At 64.3% G+C, this 17,834-nt stretch carries 17 protein-coding genes; 8 read left to right on the top strand and 9 right to left on the bottom strand.

Features of this window, described 5'->3' with window-relative positions; all coding sequences use genetic code 11:
- Nucleotides 1-154: 154 nt before the first annotated feature.
- From E1H16_RS11520 to E1H16_RS11495, 6 genes are all read right to left on the bottom strand, one after another.
- Nucleotides 155-1,006, bottom strand: a complete 852-nt coding sequence (locus E1H16_RS11520; RefSeq protein WP_208379011.1) for an ABC transporter ATP-binding protein — start codon at nucleotides 1,004-1,006, stop codon at nucleotides 155-157.
- A complete protein-coding gene (locus E1H16_RS11515) occupies nucleotides 999-1,832 on the bottom strand; it encodes an ABC transporter ATP-binding protein (RefSeq protein WP_134324003.1) in 834 nt (277 codons plus the stop codon). The genes E1H16_RS11520 and E1H16_RS11515 overlap by 8 nt, the downstream gene beginning before the upstream one ends.
- Nucleotides 1,825-2,712, bottom strand: coding sequence for an ABC transporter permease (locus E1H16_RS11510; protein WP_134324002.1), 888 nt, complete (start codon nucleotides 2,710-2,712; stop codon nucleotides 1,825-1,827). The genes E1H16_RS11515 and E1H16_RS11510 overlap by 8 nt, the downstream gene beginning before the upstream one ends.
- Complete coding sequence (locus tag E1H16_RS11505) at nucleotides 2,712-3,731, bottom strand: ABC transporter permease (protein ID WP_134324001.1); 1,020 nt, start codon at nucleotides 3,729-3,731, stop codon at nucleotides 2,712-2,714. The genes E1H16_RS11510 and E1H16_RS11505 overlap by 1 nt, the downstream gene beginning before the upstream one ends.
- Nucleotides 3,728-5,296 (bottom strand): ABC transporter substrate-binding protein, encoded by a 1,569-nt coding sequence (locus E1H16_RS11500; protein WP_166741726.1) that lies wholly within the window; start codon nucleotides 5,294-5,296, stop codon nucleotides 3,728-3,730. Before E1H16_RS11500 ends, E1H16_RS11505 begins: the two co-directional genes overlap by 4 nt.
- A 208-nt stretch (nucleotides 5,297-5,504) precedes the next feature.
- Nucleotides 5,505-6,395: a LysR family transcriptional regulator gene (locus tag E1H16_RS11495; RefSeq protein ID WP_134323999.1), complete on the bottom strand. Its 891-nt coding sequence runs from the start codon at nucleotides 6,393-6,395 to the stop codon at nucleotides 5,505-5,507.
- Nucleotides 6,396-6,546: 151 nt separating this feature from the next.
- Here E1H16_RS11495 and E1H16_RS11490 point away from each other — a divergent pair, with 151 nt between their 5' ends.
- The 4 genes from E1H16_RS11490 (at nucleotide 6,547) to E1H16_RS11475 (ending at nucleotide 10,611) form a co-directional block, all read left to right on the top strand.
- On the top strand, nucleotides 6,547-7,899 hold the full coding sequence (locus tag E1H16_RS11490; protein WP_134323998.1) for an NtaA/DmoA family FMN-dependent monooxygenase: 1,353 nt from the start codon (nucleotides 6,547-6,549) through the stop codon (nucleotides 7,897-7,899).
- On the top strand, nucleotides 7,896-8,609 hold the full coding sequence (locus E1H16_RS11485) for an alpha/beta hydrolase (protein ID WP_134323997.1): 714 nt from the start codon (nucleotides 7,896-7,898) through the stop codon (nucleotides 8,607-8,609). Before E1H16_RS11490 ends, E1H16_RS11485 begins: the two co-directional genes overlap by 4 nt.
- Nucleotides 8,606-9,622, top strand: coding sequence for an LLM class flavin-dependent oxidoreductase (locus tag E1H16_RS11480; protein ID WP_134323996.1), 1,017 nt, complete (start codon nucleotides 8,606-8,608; stop codon nucleotides 9,620-9,622). Before E1H16_RS11485 ends, E1H16_RS11480 begins: the two co-directional genes overlap by 4 nt.
- A gap of 134 nt (nucleotides 9,623-9,756) precedes the next feature.
- Nucleotides 9,757-10,611: an Fpg/Nei family DNA glycosylase gene (locus E1H16_RS11475; RefSeq protein ID WP_134323995.1), complete on the top strand. Its 855-nt coding sequence runs from the start codon at nucleotides 9,757-9,759 to the stop codon at nucleotides 10,609-10,611.
- A gap of 127 nt (nucleotides 10,612-10,738) precedes the next feature.
- Here E1H16_RS11475 and E1H16_RS11470 read toward each other — a convergent pair whose 3' ends face one another.
- Nucleotides 10,739-11,626, bottom strand: coding sequence for an alpha/beta fold hydrolase (locus E1H16_RS11470; protein WP_134323994.1), 888 nt, complete (start codon nucleotides 11,624-11,626; stop codon nucleotides 10,739-10,741).
- A gap of 127 nt (nucleotides 11,627-11,753) precedes the next feature.
- On the opposite strand from E1H16_RS11470, the gene E1H16_RS11465 reads away from it, so the two are divergent.
- Both E1H16_RS11465 and E1H16_RS11460 read left to right on the top strand, forming a co-directional pair.
- A complete protein-coding gene (locus E1H16_RS11465) occupies nucleotides 11,754-12,080 on the top strand; it encodes a rhodanese-like domain-containing protein (protein ID WP_134323993.1) in 327 nt (108 codons plus the stop codon).
- 190 nt (nucleotides 12,081-12,270) lie between these two features.
- Nucleotides 12,271-12,819 (top strand): hypothetical protein, encoded by a 549-nt coding sequence (locus tag E1H16_RS11460; RefSeq protein ID WP_134323992.1) that lies wholly within the window; start codon nucleotides 12,271-12,273, stop codon nucleotides 12,817-12,819.
- An 86-nt stretch (nucleotides 12,820-12,905) separates the two neighbouring features.
- Here E1H16_RS11460 and E1H16_RS11455 read toward each other — a convergent pair whose 3' ends face one another.
- Nucleotides 12,906-14,540 (bottom strand): long-chain fatty acid--CoA ligase, encoded by a 1,635-nt coding sequence (locus E1H16_RS11455; RefSeq protein ID WP_134323991.1) that lies wholly within the window; start codon nucleotides 14,538-14,540, stop codon nucleotides 12,906-12,908.
- A 144-nt stretch (nucleotides 14,541-14,684) separates the two neighbouring features.
- Nucleotides 14,685-15,053 carry a DUF3054 domain-containing protein gene (locus tag E1H16_RS11450; RefSeq protein WP_134323990.1) on the bottom strand — a complete coding sequence of 123 codons (369 nt, stop codon included), beginning with the start codon at nucleotides 15,051-15,053 and terminating at the stop codon, nucleotides 14,685-14,687.
- A gap of 95 nt (nucleotides 15,054-15,148) precedes the next feature.
- Between E1H16_RS11450 and E1H16_RS11445 the strand changes: the two genes are divergently transcribed.
- Together E1H16_RS11445 and E1H16_RS11440 are read left to right on the top strand one after the other, a co-directional pair.
- Nucleotides 15,149-16,045: a DUF5926 family protein gene (locus E1H16_RS11445; protein ID WP_134323989.1), complete on the top strand. Its 897-nt coding sequence runs from the start codon at nucleotides 15,149-15,151 to the stop codon at nucleotides 16,043-16,045.
- Between the two features lie 154 nt (nucleotides 16,046-16,199).
- Entirely contained in the window at nucleotides 16,200-17,735 is a 1,536-nt protein-coding gene (locus tag E1H16_RS11440) for a glycerol-3-phosphate dehydrogenase/oxidase (RefSeq protein ID WP_134323988.1), read from the top strand.
- The last annotated feature ends 99 nt before the right edge of the window (nucleotides 17,736-17,834 follow it).

Here is a 17,834-nt window from a genome sequence, read left to right as displayed (position 1 = left end):
CTACAATCACCACAGGCACCACACCGCAATCGGAGCCCCACCAATGAGCAGACTCAACAACCTGCCTGGACATCACAACTAGCCGCGGTACCGTCGCGCATGTCGGTGAATGGCCTGCTGACGATGTCGATGGAACCAAACGCCGCCGGCGCGACTACGCCGAAACCAGTTCGACGTCTGCCAGTGCCTCGCGCAGCGAGATGCGCTCCTCGCGCGAGAGCGATGCGCCGGCCAGGGTCGGTGCCGAGCCGACCAATAGGCGGGTGTACGGATGCTCCGGTGCGGTCACGACTTGCGCGGTTGGGCCGGACTCAACGACTCGTCCTTGATAAAGCACGACCGTCCGATCGGTCACGCCCGCGACAGACCCAAGATCGTGCGAGATGTAAAGCATCCCGATACCGCCGTCGCGCAAAGTGAGCAGGCTGTCGAGGATGCGTACCCGATTTGCGGCGTCCAGTGCGCTGACGGGCTCGTCCAGGATCAGCAGTTCGGGTTCGGCGATCAACGCCCGCGCGATCGCGGCGCGCTGACGCTGTCCACCGGACAGTTCGCTCGGGTAGCGATCGAGTAGGTCCTCCGCCAGCTGCGCCTTCGCGGCGTACTCGCGGACTCTCGAGGTGACCTCGTGTTTGTCCAGGTCGCCGCGGATCAAGACCGGCTCGGCAATCGAATCGCCGATCAGCAGGTCACCGTTGAGGCTGCGCAACGGATCCTGAAATACGTACTGGATCGTTCCGCTACGACGCAGTGCCTGCCGTTGCGCACGACCGTAGGTGCTCACCGGTTGACCGTCCAGGCGAATGTGCCCGCTGGAGGGGTTGACCAGCCCAAGGATGGCCCGGGCGACGGTCGACTTTCCGGAGCCGCTTTCGCCGATCAGACCGACGATCTCACCCCGGCACACCTCGAGGTCGACGTCCTGGACGACCTGCGTCATCGAGCGGCCGCGACCATAGTGGACGTCGATACCCTCCACGCTCAGCAGCGGTTGAGGTTCATACACGAGTGACCTCCTGCGGAGTGTGGATGTTGATGAAGTGATCGAGTCCGTAGCGTTGATGTTCGGACACGAGTAGCTGCGTGTATTCATGCTGCGGGTCATGCAGGACGACATCCGCCGGCCCCCGCTCAACGATCTCGCCCTCGCGCATGACAGCCACCTCGTCGCATAGCTGAGCGACGACCGTGAGGTCGTGCGAGATGACGACGAGGGAGAGTCCTTCGCTGCGCTGTAGGTCGGCGAGTAGGTCAAGAATTTCAGCTTGAACCGTGACGTCGAGCGCGGTGGTTGCCTCATCCGCGATGAGGATTTCGGGGCCAAGTGAGATCGCGGCCGCGATCATCACGCGCTGTAGCATGCCGCCGGAGAGTTCGTGGCTGTATTGCCCGAAGACGAGTTCCGGATCGCGTAGGTTGACCGCTTCGAAGAGGCGAATCGTCTCGGCCTTGGCCTCGGCCCGGGACATTCCCGTCTTCACCCGCAGCGGTTCTGCGACCTGCTTGCCTAGCCGGATCGACGGATTTAGGTATGAGCCGGGGTCTTGGAACACCGCGCTGAGGACGGAGCCTCGGGTGTCGGTCCAGTCTTGGCTACCGAAGGTATCCGTCGTACGTCCCAACAGCGAGATCGTGCCGCCGGTGATCGCGAGCGGCTCCGGCAGGACGCCGAGTAGTGCGCGAATCGTGACGGTCTTGCCACTTCCGGATTCGCCGACGATGCCGAGCACTTGGCCTCGACGTACGGAAAAGTCCACGCCGCGGACCACCGCTGCACCCGTCAGGGTATTGGCGACGTGCAGGTCACGGACTTCCAGGACGTGCTCAGACATGTACGACACCTTCCGATGTGGGTGAATCCGTCTTCGACTTTCGCGCAGCTCGCGTGGCGAGCAGTTGACGACCGGATTCGCCCGTGACGTCGCGTATCGCGTCCGCCAAGAGGTTGCACGCCAGAACCGAGATGAGGATCAGCGCGATGGGAATGAACGGGGCAAAGGGTTGCGCGGCGATGAACTGCAGGTCGGAGGCGAGTACACCGCCCCAGGTCGCCGTCGGCGGCATGACGCCGATCGACAGGAACGTCAGGCTCGCTATGACGGTGAGCCCCATTCCCACGGTGGCGGCGAAGGAGATCGCGATCGGGGGTAGGACCTTGATGCGAATGTGTCGACGTACGACCCAGCCGGTGTTCGCGCCGGACAGTACTGCGGCTTCTACGTACTGCGAGTTGGCGGCGCCGAGTGCGGCGGTCCGAGCGACGCGATAGAACACCGGTGACAGCAAGATCCCGACGGCGAATAGCGCCTGTACGACGCCGTTGCCGAGTAGCGCGGTCATCGCGACGGCGAACACCAGAAATGGCAGCGCGATCAACGTGTCGATGACGCGCAGCGACGTCCATTCGAAGACTCGGCCGAGATACACCGAGAGTATGCCGGGAATCGCGCCGATCAGCAGGGCGAGGACGGCGACCAGCAGCGCACCACCGAGGCTGAGCGGAGCGCCGGCGAGCAAGCGACTCAGCACGTCGCGGCCAAGGTAGTCAGTGCCGAACCAGAAGTCAGCGGACGGTCCGGTGAGATTCGAACCGACGGTCTCGTTCGGGTCGTACGGCGCGAGGAACGGTCCGCTCACGCCGATAACCGCGAGAAAGCCGAGAAGGCCGATGGACCACCTGCCGCTGGGCAGCCGCAGAATATTGCGCAGCATTACAGGCCTCGATTCGAGGAAGGGATCAGTCGGGCGAGGATCGCGTTCACCAGCATGTTGAACAGCACTACGAGGACGACGGCGATCACGAGGACGGCCTGCACGGACGGCACATCGCCCTTGATTGCCGACTGTGCCGAGAACATGCCGTAGCCGGACATCTGGAAGATCGACTCGGTGACCACGGCACCCCCGAGCAGGTTGGGGAATTTCAAGCCCAATACGGCCAATGCCGGCCCGACGCCGTTGCGCAGCGTATGCACGAAGAAGACGCGTCGCGGGCTGAGGCCGCGGACGGTCGCGCCGATGACGTAGTTCTCTTTGGCCGTGTTCAGCAGTCCTGCGCGTAGCTGGCGGGCCATATCGGAGACCGTGTCGAGGCTGAGTGCGATCGCGGGGAGGATCAGGTGGCTCAACCATGGCCAGGTGCCTTCGCTTAGCGGTACGTAGCCTGCGGCGGGCAGCCAGTCCAGTTGCACCGCAACGATCGTGATGAGCGCGATACCGACGATGAACGGCGGCATCACCGAGATGACCGAGGTAAAAACCGTGACGGAGCGGTCAAACCAGGACCCGTGAAAGTGCGCGGCCAGTGCCCCGAGCGCCGCGCCGAATACGACGCCGATGACGAGGGCGAGACCCGCAGCCGAGATGCTGATGATGGCGCGTTCGCCCAGCAACTCACTGACGGGAGTGTTGGTTGCCCAGCTATTGCCGAAATCGCCAGTGAGAACCCCGCCGAGCCAGTCGAAGTACTGCACGTACCACGGACGGTCCAGGCCGAACTCCGCGTTCATGGCTGCGATTGCCTCGGGCGTGGCGTTCTCGCCCAGCTGCACGACCGCTGGGCTTCGCCCGCTCCAGATGCCCAACATGAAGGTAAACAGTGAGCCGAGCACGAACACTGGCAGAAATGCCAGCACCATCCGCCCCAGGCCCCTGGCGGCGCCGAGTGCGTACGATCCGGCGGGCGCCGTCGAACGGACGCCGCCCGCCGTGTCGATCGTGGCCGCTGTCATCCGACGGTGATTCCGTTCCAGCGGAATGAGCCGTCGATCTTGCCGAAGCTGGACACCTCGGATCCGGTCACCGTGACGTTCGGGGTGACGTACAGGAAGATGCTGCCGCCGGTGGTTACCCCCGCCAGCGCCGCCGCCTGGAGGTTCTTCTCGTACGCCGGATCGTCCAGCGGAGTCTGCAGGACCTTCTGCCGCGCCGCGGTGTACGACGGGTCCTCGATCCCAGACAAGTTCAGGATCCCGGTCTCGGCGAAGTGCTCGTCGAGCGACAGCAGTTTGTTGTCACGACCGACGTAACCATAGAGTGCTACCTGGTCCGTCTTGTTGTAGTAGCCCGGGTAGAACGCCGTGACGTCTTCGGAGATGAGATTGACCTCGAACCCCACGGCTTCCAGTTGCTGCTGGAGTAATTCCGCGGGCGCGTTGGAGGTGGGGAAGATGTGGACATCGAGCGAAAGGTCGTCCTCACCCGACTCGGCGAGCAACTGCTTCGCCTTCTGCGGGTTGTACTCGTACTCCTCGTCAATGGCGGGATTGTAGGCCGGGTTGCTTTCCGGAACGGGGTTTGCGGATGCGGTGCCGAGGCCATAGGTCAGTAGATCGACGAAGGCGTCCCGGTCGATGGCGGCATTGAACGCCTCTACGACCTGCGGGTTGGTGAACGGAGCGAGTTGTTTGTTGACGTTCACGAACGTCTCGGTCCAGTTCGCGGCCGTGTCGGCGACGACATTGAGGCCAGAAGTCTCGGCGAGCTCAGCGTTCTGTGCGGACAGGCTCGGCACAAAGTTGAACTCTCCTGTCTGTAGCCCGGAAATCAGGGTCGCAGGGTCAGCGCCCATGGTGACCGTTACTTCGTCGATGTGGATGTTCTCGGCGTCCCAATACCCATCCCACTTCTCGAGGGTCATGGATGCGCCTGGAACGATCTTGACGACCTTGAATGGCCCTGCGCCGACGGGTTGGGTTGAGTTGAGTGCGTCCAGGTCGGCCTCAGCGGCTTGCTTGCTGGCGATCAGGGAGGACCGGTTCGCCAGGATCATCGGAAAACCGAAATCGGTTTCGGTCAGGTCGATCTGCACGTGCGTCGGGTCGAGCGCCTTCGCATTCTTGATCTGCCTGTACGCCGACTTGATCGCGGAGTTTTCCTGGGACACGCCGCGGTTGAGGTGATAAGCGACGGCCTCCGCGTCGAGCGCAGAACCATCCTGGAAGGTCAACCCATCGCGCAGGGTGACGATGAGTTGGTCACCGGTGTCATTGAATTCGTACTCAGTGGCCAGGGCGGGCTGTAACTCGCCCTGCTCGTCGAAGGTAAACAGTGGCTCGTAGACCAGCGAGAGCATTTGGGTTGCTGACGTCGGACCGAGAACGACCGGGTCAAACGCCGGAACGTCATTGATATTAGCGATCTTGAGCGTGTTATCGCCGGCGCTGTCATCGGCGGAGCCCGAGCCGCACGCGGTCAAGACTCCTGCCATCAGCAGCGCGACCAGCCCGGTAGCGAAAGACCGGCGGGTTCGGCGCCGGGGCAACGCGGAGGCGATGCGACGCGACTTCTTGCTCATGAGGGATACAGCCTTTCCGGCGGCGATGCCGCGTTGGCGGGATGTGACCGTGCCGCCCGACGGCGCACGGATGGATGACGATGCATCTCGAAAGCCCGTTAGATGAAAATTCATCTAACGGGCTATAGCGTGCCGGGCGGACTAGGGAATGTCTAACGACAGTTCGTGACCCCACTCATCGCGAAGCGTGATGGGTTAATGCGCCGCCTCAATCCGTGGCCGGGACCTCAGGTGGTGCGCTCTCGACGGCTCGTCGAAGCGCGGCAACCACAAACTCCAGGATGCTGGGGTCGAGCCCCGGTCGACCCCACACCGAGAACTCCAGCGGTTCGGCCTCCGGTAGGCCGGTGCACCGAACGAGCCCCGGCGGGGTTTGGCCCAGTGTTGCGAGCAAGGCGACGCCTGCGCCGGCGGCCGCTGCGGCGTGTACGCCGGCGAGTTGTAGCGACTCGGCGCCGACAATGGCCGTATATCCGTGGTTATCCAGGGCCTCCATCGCGCGTGAGCGCAGTGCGCAAGGGCTCTCGAACACGGCTAGCGGCACGCGGGCATCGTCTGGAACCGCCCAGCCCGGGGCGCAGAACCAGGTGAGGTCGAGTGTGCCGATCGAAAGTGTTCTGGTGGTCCGCTTGGCATCCGGAACCGCCGGCGGCCCAGGGAGAATCGCGAGGTCGAGCCTACCGATGGCGAGGTCTTCGCGCAGTCGGGTGCCGCGGTCAAGTCGCAGTCGCACCTCGTGGTCGAAGAACGCCCCACTTAAAGCGGCGGTCAACGCGGGTAGGAGTTGCGTCGCGGCATGTTCGGTCGAACCGATGGTGATAGTCATCACCTCGGTGGCATGGAAGTGTTCCATCGCGCGGTCGTGAGCCTGCAGGATTCGCCGAGCGTATCCGAGCAGCGTCTCGCCGTCCGTCGTGAGTCGTGAGGTTCGGCCATCACGCTCGACGAGCGCGCGGTCGAGGGTGCGTTCGAGGCGTCGAACGTGCTGGCTAACGGCGGCCTGGCTGAGATGCAGGGCATCGGCGGCGCGCTGAAAGCCACCGTTGTCTGCGATCGCGACGAAGCTGCGCAATGGGGTGATATCGAGGATTCCGGCCATGATGGGCAGTGAGCCTCTCGGTGTCGGGATCACGTTTCGTGATCAATCAGACCATGAGACGTTGTTGGACAGCAGGGCGTCTTTGGTTGAAACTGAAACTAGCACCTCGTGCGCGGTCAGTTCCGCGCCGACCTTGACGGAACGGAAGCACATGGCGAAGCGGCAGATACACCTCGGCGCAGTGACCACGCCGACCGGCGGACCGGGGCACCACACGATTTGGCGTGACCCGGAGATTCCCGGCGACGCGAGCGTAGACATCGACTGGTACATCAGCACGGCCAAGCAGGTCGAGGCCGCACTGTTCGATTTGGTGTTCATCGTGGACAGTCAGTTCATTACGCCGCACTCCCCACCGCACTACCTCAATCGGCTGGAGCCGCTGACCTTGCTGAGCGCGCTCGCCACGCACACCAAGCACGTCGGACTCGTCGGGACGGCGACCACCAGTTTCAACAGCCCATTCAACTTGGTGCGCCGGCTGGCATCGCTGGACCTGATCAGTCACGGCCGCGCCGGATGGAATGTTGTCACCACTGGCGATGCCGGGACGGCGTTCAACTATGGCTTGGACGAGATGTATGGCTACGACACCCGGTATGGGCGAGCCCACGAGTACATCGAACTTGCCCGCGCGTTGTGGGACTCCTACGAGGACGACGCTTTCCCGCGTGACCGCGAGACCGGCCAGTTCATGGATCCGAGTAAGCAGCACACGCTCAATTGGGAAGGGGAGTACTTCAAGGTCCGCGGGCCGCTGAACATCGAGCGTTCCCAGCAAGGTCACCCGGTGATCTTCCAGGCCGGAGACTCGGACCAGGGGCGTGACCTCGGCGCCCGCCTCGGCGAAGGAATCTTCACGCACGCGGCGAACATTCCCGGCGCGCAGGCCTTCTATAACGACATTAAGACCCGCGCGAAGGAGAAATTCGGTCGAGAGGCCCACGAGCTCGTAATCATGCCGGGCATCGATGTCGTCATCGCAGACACTGATGATGACGCTCGCGAACTCGAAGCGCAGTACATTGACGCCGACCACACCTTCGAGGCGGCGCTGGGTGAGTTTGGTCGTCCTTTCGGCTGGCACGACTTCACCCAGTACGACTTGGATGCGCCCTTCCCAACTGGCGTGCTCGAACTCGCTAAGAACGCCTGGTACACCCAGGCGAAGGGGATCACGGATCGCGCTGCCGAGAAGGGCTGGACGCTGCGCGAGGCCGTCGAGCAGTCCCGCGGTCGCACCCGAAGCCCCTTCGTGGGTTCGCCGGAGACCGTCGCGGCTACGCTGATCGAGTGGTTTGAGTCGCATGCCGCCGATGGCTACAACATCCACATCGGTCGGCCGTCCAACTTTGCCAGGTTCGTGAACGAGGTCATTCCGATCCTGCAGGACAAAGGCGTCTACCGCACCGAATACGAATCCGACACACTGCGAGGAAATATGGGCATCCCCATCCCGGAAAACCGCTACACCGCTGCTCGTCGTACCGGAGCTCAGCAGTGAGCGCCGCGGTGATCGGGACATGGGATGAACCCGAAGGTGCCACGGCCCGCGGCACCGTGATTGTGGTCCCCGGTCGTGGTGAAGACGGGGCCGCCTACCAGCGCTTCGGTCGACGCATTTCATCGGAGAACTGGAAAGTACGGCTCATTGCGCTGAACCTCGACGATCTGGTGTCGGCTCGCTCGGCTGTGCAGGAATTGATCGGCGATGAATCATTGCCGTCGCCGAAGGTGCTCGTCGGCGCGGACGCCGGCGCCGCGTGGGTGCGTTCTGTCGTTGATGAAGTGGGCGCGGACGCGGCGATCATCGCTGGCGTGGCTCTGGCCTCGTCGGTCGGCACCGACGATTGGGAATCCGAGATCGCTGCGCGCTCGGCGTGCCCGGTGCATCGCACCGTGCTGGAAGCGAGCGACAGCTTCGAACGTGGCGCGCTCAATCGGGCGCTGCCGGAAGAATTGACGACGGTCACGGTGCCGAGCACGCCGGTGTTGGTGCTGCACGGCGAGGCCGATCCGGTAACCCCGGTCGCCGAGGCAATCGCGCCGTACGTCGACGCTGCGCAGGCGCGGGTACGGGTGCTGCGCGGCGGCGTACACGATGTTCTCAACGACGCGATCCACCGCGTCGTCGCGGCCACCATCGTGCTGTTCCTGGAGTCGGTGAAGGCTGGACCTGATCTGCCTGACATCGTGATCGATCCCGCTCGGTGAGTGCTGGCAACCTGTCGGACGCGGCACACCGGTTCACGCTGATGAGCCTGATCCCACACGGCACGGATAAGAGTGTTCACCAGCGCTACGAACAGATCGCCGATATAGCTCAGTTCGCCGAACGTCTCGGTTTTGACGGCTTCGGTGTCGGCGAGCGGCATGACGTGCCCTACCTCAGTTCGTCGCCGGCAGTGTTATTGGCATACATCGCCGCACGGACCTCGAAGATACGACTGTTCACCGCCGCATCCACGATCGCGATGCACGATCCAGTGCGCGCGTACGAGGACTACGCAACGCTCGACCAACTATCCGACGGTCGGCTGCAGCTGATCATCGGTACCGGACTCGGCCCGACTGCGCAAAACCTGTTCGGGGTGGCGCCTGAGGAGCAAACCGACATCACCGTCGCGGCGTACGAACTCTTGCGGGACCTGTGGAACAACCAGGTAGCCACGTACGACGGCCCGCTACGGCCCGCGTTGGACGGTGTTGAGTTATCACCGCGCCCGCGGCAGCTGAGGATCCCGGCGTGGCACGCGGGTCTGTCTTCGCGTGAGTCGGCTGAGCGGCCGGCCGCGTGGGGTGAACCGCTGGTCAGCGGCAATTTGATCGGCACGATCGACGACGTCGCCGGGCACGTGGCTGTGTATCGCCAGGAGTGGGCTGCACGCGGTCACGCGCCTGAAGATGCCCAGGTTGGGGTCGGCGTCGCGGGCGCACACGTTGCGGTGACCAGCCAGCAGGCGATCGAGGAGTTTCGTCCGGCATTCGCCGCGCAGATGGAGCAATTCGCGAAGATGCGCGGGCAGGCGCCGTTCGGCGACCTCGACACCTACCTGCGGGAAGGTACGGCGCTGGTCGGTAGCCCTGCCCAGGTCCGCGAGAAGTTCGAATATCTGCGGGAGCGGTGCGGGCATCAACTCACCTATCACCATGCCGATTCACCTGGCATGGACGAGCGGACCTGGCGCGCTGGTAAGGAACTGTTCGCCGAGCACGTCATTGGCTAGGGGGAATCGGGGGGCGTGAGAGCTAGAACGGTGGGGCAGACTCGCGTGCGTCGACGGCCCCGACGCCCGCATTCGCGTCGGTATCGCTGGAGTTTTCCGTTGGGCCTGGGCCCGATGCGTGGCACGATGAGCGCATGCCTGAGTTGCCCGAGGTCGAAGCCATCGCGCACCACCTACGCGAGCACGCGGTCGGAAAGTTCATCGAGCGCATCGATGTAGCGGCGATCTCCGCGATCAAGACGTTCGACCCTCCGTTCACCGCGCTGCAGGGCCTGAGCGTGACCGGCGCCGGACGCTACGGAAAATTCCTGGACCTCGACGTCGACGGCGTACACCTGGTGATTCACCTGGCGCGGGCCGGCTGGCTGCGGTGGAGCGACGCCTTGCCGAAGGCTCCGCCGCGACCCGGTAGGGGACCGCTTGCCTTACGGGTGCATCTGGACGACGGCAGCGGGTTCGACCTGACCGAAGCCGGCACCAAGAAAGGACTGGCGGCGTACGTCGTCCGTGACGTGCAAGATGTTCCGGGGATCGCTCGGCTTGGCCCCGATGCGCTCTCGCTGGACGCGGCCTCGTTGGGCGAGATCCTCGCCAATCAGGGCGGTCGGATCAAGAACACGCTCATCGACCAGCGAGTCATCGCGGGGATCGGCAACGCCTATAGCGACGAGATCCTGCACGCGGCGAAACTGTCGCCGTTCAAGATCGCGAAGAAACTGACCGAAGAGGAAGTAGCGACTCTCGCGCAAGCGATCCTTGACGTTGAGGCTGACGCTGTGGCGCGTTCGGTCGGTCAGAAGGTCGCGCGGCTCAAGGGGGAGAAGCGGTCGGGACTGAAGGTGCACGCCCGCACGGGCATGCCGTGCCCGGTGTGTGGTGACGGTGTCGCAGAGATTTCCCTGGCCGATAAGTCGTACCAGTACTGCCCGACTTGTCAGACCGGTGGAAAGAAACTCAACGACCGTCGAATGGACCGTCTCCTGAAGTAACCACCCTCGAGTCGCCAGGCGAGCGTTGTTCACCTGCGATCCCGCCCGACCGCCAGCGATCCCCGCCCCGTCGACCCGCTGGGCCGGGTCGACGGCGCGGCGGTTGGTCGGCGAAAGTGTTCTGAGGCTAGGCGGGCAGGCCCGCGATCCCAGCAAAGTCGGCGACGTAGTCATCCCACAGCTGCTCGGGCAGATTGTGTCCCATTCCGGGGTAGATCTTCAACTGCGCACCCGGGATCGCTGCAGCGGTGGCTTCGCCGCCCGAGACGTTAATCAGCGGGTCGTCCGCACCGTGGATCACCAAGGTGGGCACCGAGAGTCCGCGCAGCGCCGGTGTCCGATCTGGGTCAGCGAAGATCGCCGCCTGCTGACGGATCTTGCCAGCAGGGTGATTCGCCCGCTTGAGGATCTCGACGTGCTGAGCGCGCACCGCCGCCGCATCGAAGGGGAAACCTGGCGAACCAATGATGCGGCTGTTCTCGGTGAGCTGATCGAGCGCGGCATCGAGATCTTCCGGCAGCGGCTGCATCAGTACGGCATTGGCTTCTGGCGTCGCGCGTCCGACGGACCAATCACCGGTCGTCGACATGATCGAGGTCATCGACAAGATTCGCTCGGGGTACTCGGTGGCTAGCCGCTGCACGAGCATCCCGCCCATCGACATCCCGGCAATATGTGCCTTGTCGATCCCGAGTCCGTCGAGCAGGCCGATCGCGTCGGCCGCCATGTCTGACAGCGAGTACGGCACCGTCGAACGGTCGCCTTTCGCGATGGCGCGTACGTCCGGCGTTGGCCGATCATCGAAGTACGTCGAATGACCGACGTCCCGGTTGTCGAAGCGGATGACTCGGAACCCGCGAGCAACCAACTTCTCGCAGAACTCCGTGCGATAACCGATCATCTGCGAACCGAGTCCATTAACCAGCAGTAACGCCGGTGCCTCCTCCGGCCCGAAGACCTCGTACGCGATGGTGATGCCGTTGGCGTTGAGCGTCTGCTCGCCGGTAGATGTCATGGATGCTCCTTTCCCGGGCCGAGCCTAACGGTGGCCGACTGCAGGATCTACCCGTGGAATGGTTGATCGATCCACAATCGGTCCGGCCGGACGACAGAACGATTCGGGCCCGTGGGACCATCGGGGCATGGCAGACATTCCACAGATCACCGTCGATCAGGTTCCGGAGAACGCCGCGGTTCTCGATGTCCGTGAGGACGACGAATGGCGCGCCGGACACATCATGGGCGTCAAGCACATCCCACTCGCCGAGGTGCCGCAGCGCCTGGACGAAATTCCCGAGGCCGACACGGTGTACGTGTTCTGCCGCGCCGGTGGCCGTAGCGCCCAGGCGACGACCTGGCTGAACGGTAACGGCTTCAACGCTGTGAACGTTGACGGCGGCATGAAGGCGTGGGACGCGGCCGGTAAGCCCATGGTCTCCGAGGACGGCAGCGCCGCGGCGGTCATCTAGCAGCAGTCAGCACTGTTGGTGGGGATCTCGTCCATGCGGGGTCCCCACACGGCTTTGCGGTCGCCCAACGGCACGCGAAACGGTAGCGATCGCGACGTCAGCGGTCCAATGGCTTTCGCTGATGCCATTGACGACCGGTCCGTTCATTGGGACCGTGGCGTCACATATCTGAGTTTTGAAGGAGCAGCGCATGCGCAGCCGAAGGTTCGCGACCGGGGCGGTAGTGGCGATCGGCTCCGTCGTTTTTGCTTTGTCGGCCTGCGGGGGTGACGAGTCGAATTCGGGAGACGGTGAGCCGGATTCGTCCGCGATCCAGGAGTCGGACACCGACGGCGTAACTGACGAGGCCGATGGAAGCGGGAGTGAGTCCGGGACCGGAGGGAGCACGGAAGGCTCCGGGGACCCGAGTGACGCCGCAGTTGACATTGCGATTGACGGCGCACCAATCGAATCGGAGTGGTCGGCGCCTGTGTGCGAGGAGGAGGCTGGGGTCACGGTCATCACCAGCTCCACGGAGGACGGCGGCAAACTCGACGTCCAGGTCCCGCCCCCGGAAGCGCTGAATAATCTCACCGTGACCTTGACGCCGCCCGGTGAGGATGGCGAACTCATCAACGTCGGTGAGTCGGATGTCGACTTCACCGATGGGCACCTGACGTTCTCGGGGACAGTGGCCGAGGATCCGAATACTCCGGAAGATTCACACGACGTGATCATCGACGCGTCCTGCCCGATGTAGTTCGCGTCACCGATCCGTTCGACTGAACTGAGACGGCCGGACGACGACCCTGGGTCATCGTCCGGCCGTTCAGACTTAATCAGCGGTTACGCGGTCGGCAACGTGTAGTCGTGGAACCGGTCGCGCAGGTCCTTCTTGCTCATCTTGCCCACGCTGGTCTTGGGTACCTCGTCGATGAACTCGAACGCATCCGGCATCCACCACTTGGCGATCTGCGGGGCGAGGAACTCGCGCAGCTCGTCGACGGTCGCGTCTTGACCTGGCTCGAGCACGATGCACGCCAGCGGACGCTCATCCCATTTCGGGTGCGGAATCGCGACGACCGCGGCTTCGCGGACCTTCGGGTGGCTCATCAGGATGTTTTCGATGTCGACCGAGGAGATCCATTCACCACCGGACTTCACCAGGTCCTTGGTGCGGTCGGCGATCCGAACCGACCCGAACTGATCAATCGCGGCGACGTCGCCGGTCGACATCCAGCCGTCCTCGGTGCACAGCGTGACGCCGGCGTCCGGGTTGAAGTAATTCTTGGCGATCCACGGACCGCGCACCTGTAGATCGCCGGTGGTCTCGTCGTCCCACGGCAGCGGGTTCGTCGTGTCCGGCTCCACGATGCGGAACTCGAGGCCAGGGAAGGGAGTCCCGGCGCGGGCCCGGTGCGGCAGCAACTCCGCTTCGCTCTTGCCATCCAGACGCGGGTCGATGATCGCGCCCGTCGCGACCGGATTCGTCTCGGTCATGCCCCACGCCTGCCACACGAGTACGCCGACCTTCTGCCATTCGCTGATCAGGCCAGCCGGCACCGCCGAACCACCGCACAGAATGCGATCGAGCTTGCTGAAGTCGTACTGGTCGAACAATGGCACGACGCCCTGCCAGATCGTCGGCACACCCGCGGCCAACGTAACGCCCTCGTTCACGATTAGATCGGCCAGACCCTTCGGGGTCATATCGGATGCCGGGAGTACCAGGTTGGCGCCGGTCATTGGGGCGGAGTGGATGAAGCCCCAGGCATTCGCGTGGAACATCGGCACGACCGGTAACACCGTATCGCTGGGCTTGACGCCGACACCCGCGTTCGACGTACACGCCATCGCGTGCAGCCACATCGAGCGGTGCGAATACAGCACGCCCTTCGGGTTGCCGGTGGTGCCGGATGTGTAGCAGAACGCGGCAGCGGAATTCTCGTCGAGCTCGGGGAATTCGGCGATCGGTTCGACGTCTGCGATGAGTTCGTCGTAGTCCAGGAAGGCGTCGTCCTGAGGGGCCTCGGGGCCGTCGGCGCCCTCCGCCACATCGTCAATCACGATGTACTTGGCGACCTTCGGAAGCTTCTCACGCAACGGCAGCAGCAACGGCAGTAGTGAGCGATCCACGAAGATGACCTCGTCGCCGGCGTGGTTGGCGATGTACTCGATCTGCTGCGGGAACAACCGAATGTTCAGGGTATGCAGTATCCGACCGCTGCACGGAGCGGCGTAATACACCTCGAGGTGCTGAACGGTATTCCAGCAGAAGGTGCCCACCACGGCGTCCCGGCCCAGACCCAACTTCGTCTCCAGCGCGGTCGCGAGCCGACGCGTCCGGTCGCATACCTCGGCATAGGTAAAGCGACTCGGTTTCGGCCCGCCGGTGACGATCGTGTGGTCGGGGTAGAGCTGCTCCATCCGATGAAAGATGTTGGTGAGAGTCAGCGGGTAGTCCTGCATCAGACCCTGCATTGCGCGCTTCTTTCCTGTTGATTCGTCGGCGACTACTGCTGGTGGGCGCGCGGGTGTAGCCCGGAGCCCGGGATTAGCAGTGCGTAAATGATATTGGTCGGTGCGCCATTTGTGGGTCAGACGCCCACGATTTTCGCGGCTCGCTCAGCGCTTCGTGGCCGGACGTCGAGTGATGGCCGCAGCGATGAGGCGCCAACCGAACAAGAAGACGCCCAAGGTGATCGTCGCGACGATGATGAACGCGACCGCTGTGCCGTCTCCGGTGAGTGCGCGTAGCACCATGCCGATCAAGACTGTCCAGATCCAGACTGGCCACACCGTGCGCCAGGTTGTCGGGTAGCTCTTGACGATCATGGTGCCGATCGCCCAGCCAACGATGAGCCCGACGAGGAAGGGCCAGGCGGTGTCGGCGATTCCGCTGACGCTCACGCCCTCCTCGTGGCTGGCGCGTCCGATCGCCGCGAAGGCGATGACGAATACGACGTCGATGGCGAAAGCAGCTCCGGCACGCATGGCGCCCACCTTAGACGACCCTTGAATGAGGAATGGATTGATCGCGCGGCGACCGATCCGTTCCCGAATTCACATGGTGCATAGACTCGACGCCCATGAGTAAGAAGTCCGAACGGTTGAAGAAGAACGCCGCCCGTCACGCTGAGCAAGGCGCCGTGAAACGCGAACGCACCAAACGGATCGACCGGCCGATCGTCGTCCGCTCGTTCGCGGGTACGCCGAGTGAATGCGACTGGATCGCGCTGCGCGAACTCGTGCCCGCCGCGACCGCGCCGCTGCACTTGAAGGACCAGCCCGAGCGCGAGGTCGCACTCGGCACGGTGCTGCCGATGGCCGTTCCGGCGATGGTCCGCGAAGACGGCTCGGTGTTCGTCGCCGCGCAGACCTCAATCCCCTCCAACGACCCCTCCCGGGACATTGCGCACGCGCTGCTGCGCGCGCTGGCGGCTCAGCCCGGCGACCTGCTGCCGATCGAAACGGCACCGCTGGACGGCCCGACCCTCGCCGAGATCCTCACTGATGAACCACTCGAGGTCACCGTGCACGAGGACTTCGGTTTCTGGCTCACCGAGGCCGAGAAGCAGTCCGCTGACGTGAAAGCATCAATGGAGCGCGCCAACGAGACCGTGTTCCCGACGGTGCGGCTCTCGAGCGTCGAGGCGGCATACTGGTGCGCGCCAGGCCCGAAGGCGCATGTGCGCTGGCCAGTGCCGTACGCCGAGGACTCGCTGCTGGACGCGCTTGCTCGGTTGTCCGCGGCCGGCGAGTTGACGCTTGGCGAAGACACGAAGTTCGCCGGACAGTTCCGCGGCCACGGCCTGCTGGTACCGGTGTGGGACGTCCCGATCGACGCACACCCGGACGAATTCGAGAAGCCCATCGCTGCCATGAAGGAGCGGATCGAGGCAGCGCTGGCCGCGGACGAGCCGTTGAACGAGGCGCAGCGTCGGGCCCGCGCCGGCATCATCGGTCGCCAAGTCTCCTTGCGCTAGCCAGACTGCTGAGCCCTGCGCCCGCCAGCGTGTTGAGCTTCTCGCTAGCCAGCGTGTTGAGCGCGAGAGCGCGGCGCACGGGAGCGCCTCCGGCGTAAAGCGGCCGCAGCGGCTTAGCCTCGAAGGTATCCAACCAGCGCAAGATGAGGCTCCCGTGTCAGATCCGCAGACATCCCTGACCGCATCACGTCGAGCGTCCGAGCTCGCCGAGCTCGCGGACGGGCAGGCGGTCGACCTGCTCGTGGTGGGCGGCGGCATTACGGGCGTCGGCATCGCGCTGGACGCGGCCAGCCGCGGGCTCAGCGTCGCGTTGCTGGAACGCACGGATCTCGCCGGAGGAACCAGCCAGTCGTCCAGCCGCGTGATTCATGGTGGAACGCGCTACCTCGCTACTGGTGGACTGGGCATCGCCTACGAATCAGCGAGCGAACGCGCCGCGTTGATGCGCCGAATTGCGCCACACCTCGTCCGTCCGTTGCCGATGCTCACCCCGGAACTGCCCGACGTACCGCGCAAGACCCGGCAACTTACTCGGCTCGGTCTCCGGCTCGGGGACGTTGTCCGGCGTACGTCCGGCTTGGGCTCGGCCGTCATGCCCAAGCCGCGCCGCGTGAGCGCGGCCGAAGCTGGAGGACTGTTTGAGGGGCTGAGCCGCGACGGAGTCACCGGGGCGATGCTTTCCTTCGATGCGCAACTCGAGGACGACGTACGCCTGGTCATTGCCGTTGCGCGCACGGCAGCCGACTACGGTGCCCGCATCCTGACCCGTGTCGAGGCGCTCAAAGTTGGTCCGGACTCAGTGCTGGCGCGCGATGCGCTGAGCGGTGCCGAAGTGAAGATCGGCGCGCGCATGGTCGTCAATGCGACCGGTGTATGGGCACCCGCTCTTGAGCCGTCATTGAATGTCGCTCTGCGGCGCGGGGCGCATCTGCTGGTGCCCGGCGATCTGCTGGGCAACCCACGGACGGCGCTCGCGGTGCCCGTTGCCGACAGGCCCGAGGAGGTCGTGTTTGCGGTCCCGCAGTCCGACGGCCTCGTGCTCGTCGGCGCGACCGATACCGCCGCTGCGTCGCTGAAGCACACTGACGTCTCGGCCGACGACGTCGCATTTTTGCTGTCCACGATCAACCGAGCGTTGGCCGTTGAGTTGACTGAGGATGACGTTGTGGGCCGCTTCGCGGCCTTGCGGCCGGTTTTCGACACTCAGAAGCACGGTGACCTGGAGCGTCAGCATGCGATTGTCGTGTCGGAGTCGAGGCTCGTCACGGTGATCGGCGGCAAGTTGACGACGTACCGCAAGATGGCCCAGGATGCTGTCGACCGGGCTATCGCGGCGGGCATGATGTGGGCCGGTGAATGCCTGACGAAGGAACTTCCGCTGCTCGGCGCAGCTTCGGAGCATGCGCTGGACGCCGTCGACGCCGACCGTCGCCTCGTACGCCGATACGGCCTTGAGGCCACCGAGGTGCTCGCGCTCGCCGATGGGCACCCAGAACTGCGCGAGCGCGTCGTGCCGCAATTGCCGGTGATCCGGGCCGAATTGGTCTGGGGCATTCGGCACGAGTTGGCGCTGACGGCCGAAGATCTCATCGACCGTCGCACCCGCATCGGGCAAACGCGCTACCGCGAGCAGGGTCTGGCAGTGGCACGTCGCTTGCTGGACATGGCACCGCATCGGCCGGTCGCGTAACGCATGTGGATGGTGGGGTTAACCCCACCGGCGACCTGCGGGCAACGCCCCAAAACGTCAAGCTGCGGAACAATGCACCGCAGGGACTCGTTTGGCCCA

It is taken from the genome of Cumulibacter soli (genome assembly GCF_004382795.1).
In the GTDB taxonomy this organism is placed as follows: domain Bacteria; phylum Actinomycetota; class Actinomycetes; order Mycobacteriales; family Antricoccaceae; genus Cumulibacter; species Cumulibacter soli.
The sequence above is the reverse complement of the archived record's forward strand: the minus strand, read 5'-3'. Positions and strand labels throughout refer to the sequence as shown.

Excerpts from the sequence above, each read along its gene's own strand:
- E1H16_RS11505 (WP_134324001.1), bottom strand. The coding sequence starts at position 3,731 with ATGACAGCGGCCACGATCGACACGGCGGGCGGCGTCCGTTCGACGGCG.
- E1H16_RS11500 (WP_166741726.1), bottom strand. The coding sequence starts at position 5,296 with ATGAGCAAGAAGTCGCGTCGCATCGCCTCCGCGTTGCCCCGGCGCCGA.
- E1H16_RS11495 (WP_134323999.1), bottom strand. The coding sequence starts at position 6,395 with ATGGCCGGAATCCTCGATATCACCCCATTGCGCAGCTTCGTCGCGATC.
- E1H16_RS11460 (WP_134323992.1), top strand. The coding sequence starts at position 12,271 with ATGCGCAGCCGAAGGTTCGCGACCGGGGCGGTAGTGGCGATCGGCTCC.
- E1H16_RS11455 (WP_134323991.1), bottom strand. The coding sequence starts at position 14,540 with ATGCAGGGTCTGATGCAGGACTACCCGCTGACTCTCACCAACATCTTT.
- E1H16_RS11465 (WP_134323993.1), top strand. The coding sequence starts at position 11,754 with ATGGCAGACATTCCACAGATCACCGTCGATCAGGTTCCGGAGAACGCC.
- E1H16_RS11490 (WP_134323998.1), top strand. The coding sequence starts at position 6,547 with ATGGCGAAGCGGCAGATACACCTCGGCGCAGTGACCACGCCGACCGGC.
- E1H16_RS11510 (WP_134324002.1), bottom strand. The coding sequence starts at position 2,712 with ATGCTGCGCAATATTCTGCGGCTGCCCAGCGGCAGGTGGTCCATCGGC.
- E1H16_RS11470 (WP_134323994.1), bottom strand. The coding sequence starts at position 11,626 with ATGACATCTACCGGCGAGCAGACGCTCAACGCCAACGGCATCACCATC.
- E1H16_RS11515 (WP_134324003.1), bottom strand. The coding sequence starts at position 1,832 with ATGTCTGAGCACGTCCTGGAAGTCCGTGACCTGCACGTCGCCAATACC.
- E1H16_RS11445 (WP_134323989.1), top strand. The coding sequence starts at position 15,149 with ATGAGTAAGAAGTCCGAACGGTTGAAGAAGAACGCCGCCCGTCACGCT.
- E1H16_RS11475 (WP_134323995.1), top strand. The coding sequence starts at position 9,757 with ATGCCTGAGTTGCCCGAGGTCGAAGCCATCGCGCACCACCTACGCGAG.
- E1H16_RS11450 (WP_134323990.1), bottom strand. The coding sequence starts at position 15,053 with ATGCGTGCCGGAGCTGCTTTCGCCATCGACGTCGTATTCGTCATCGCC.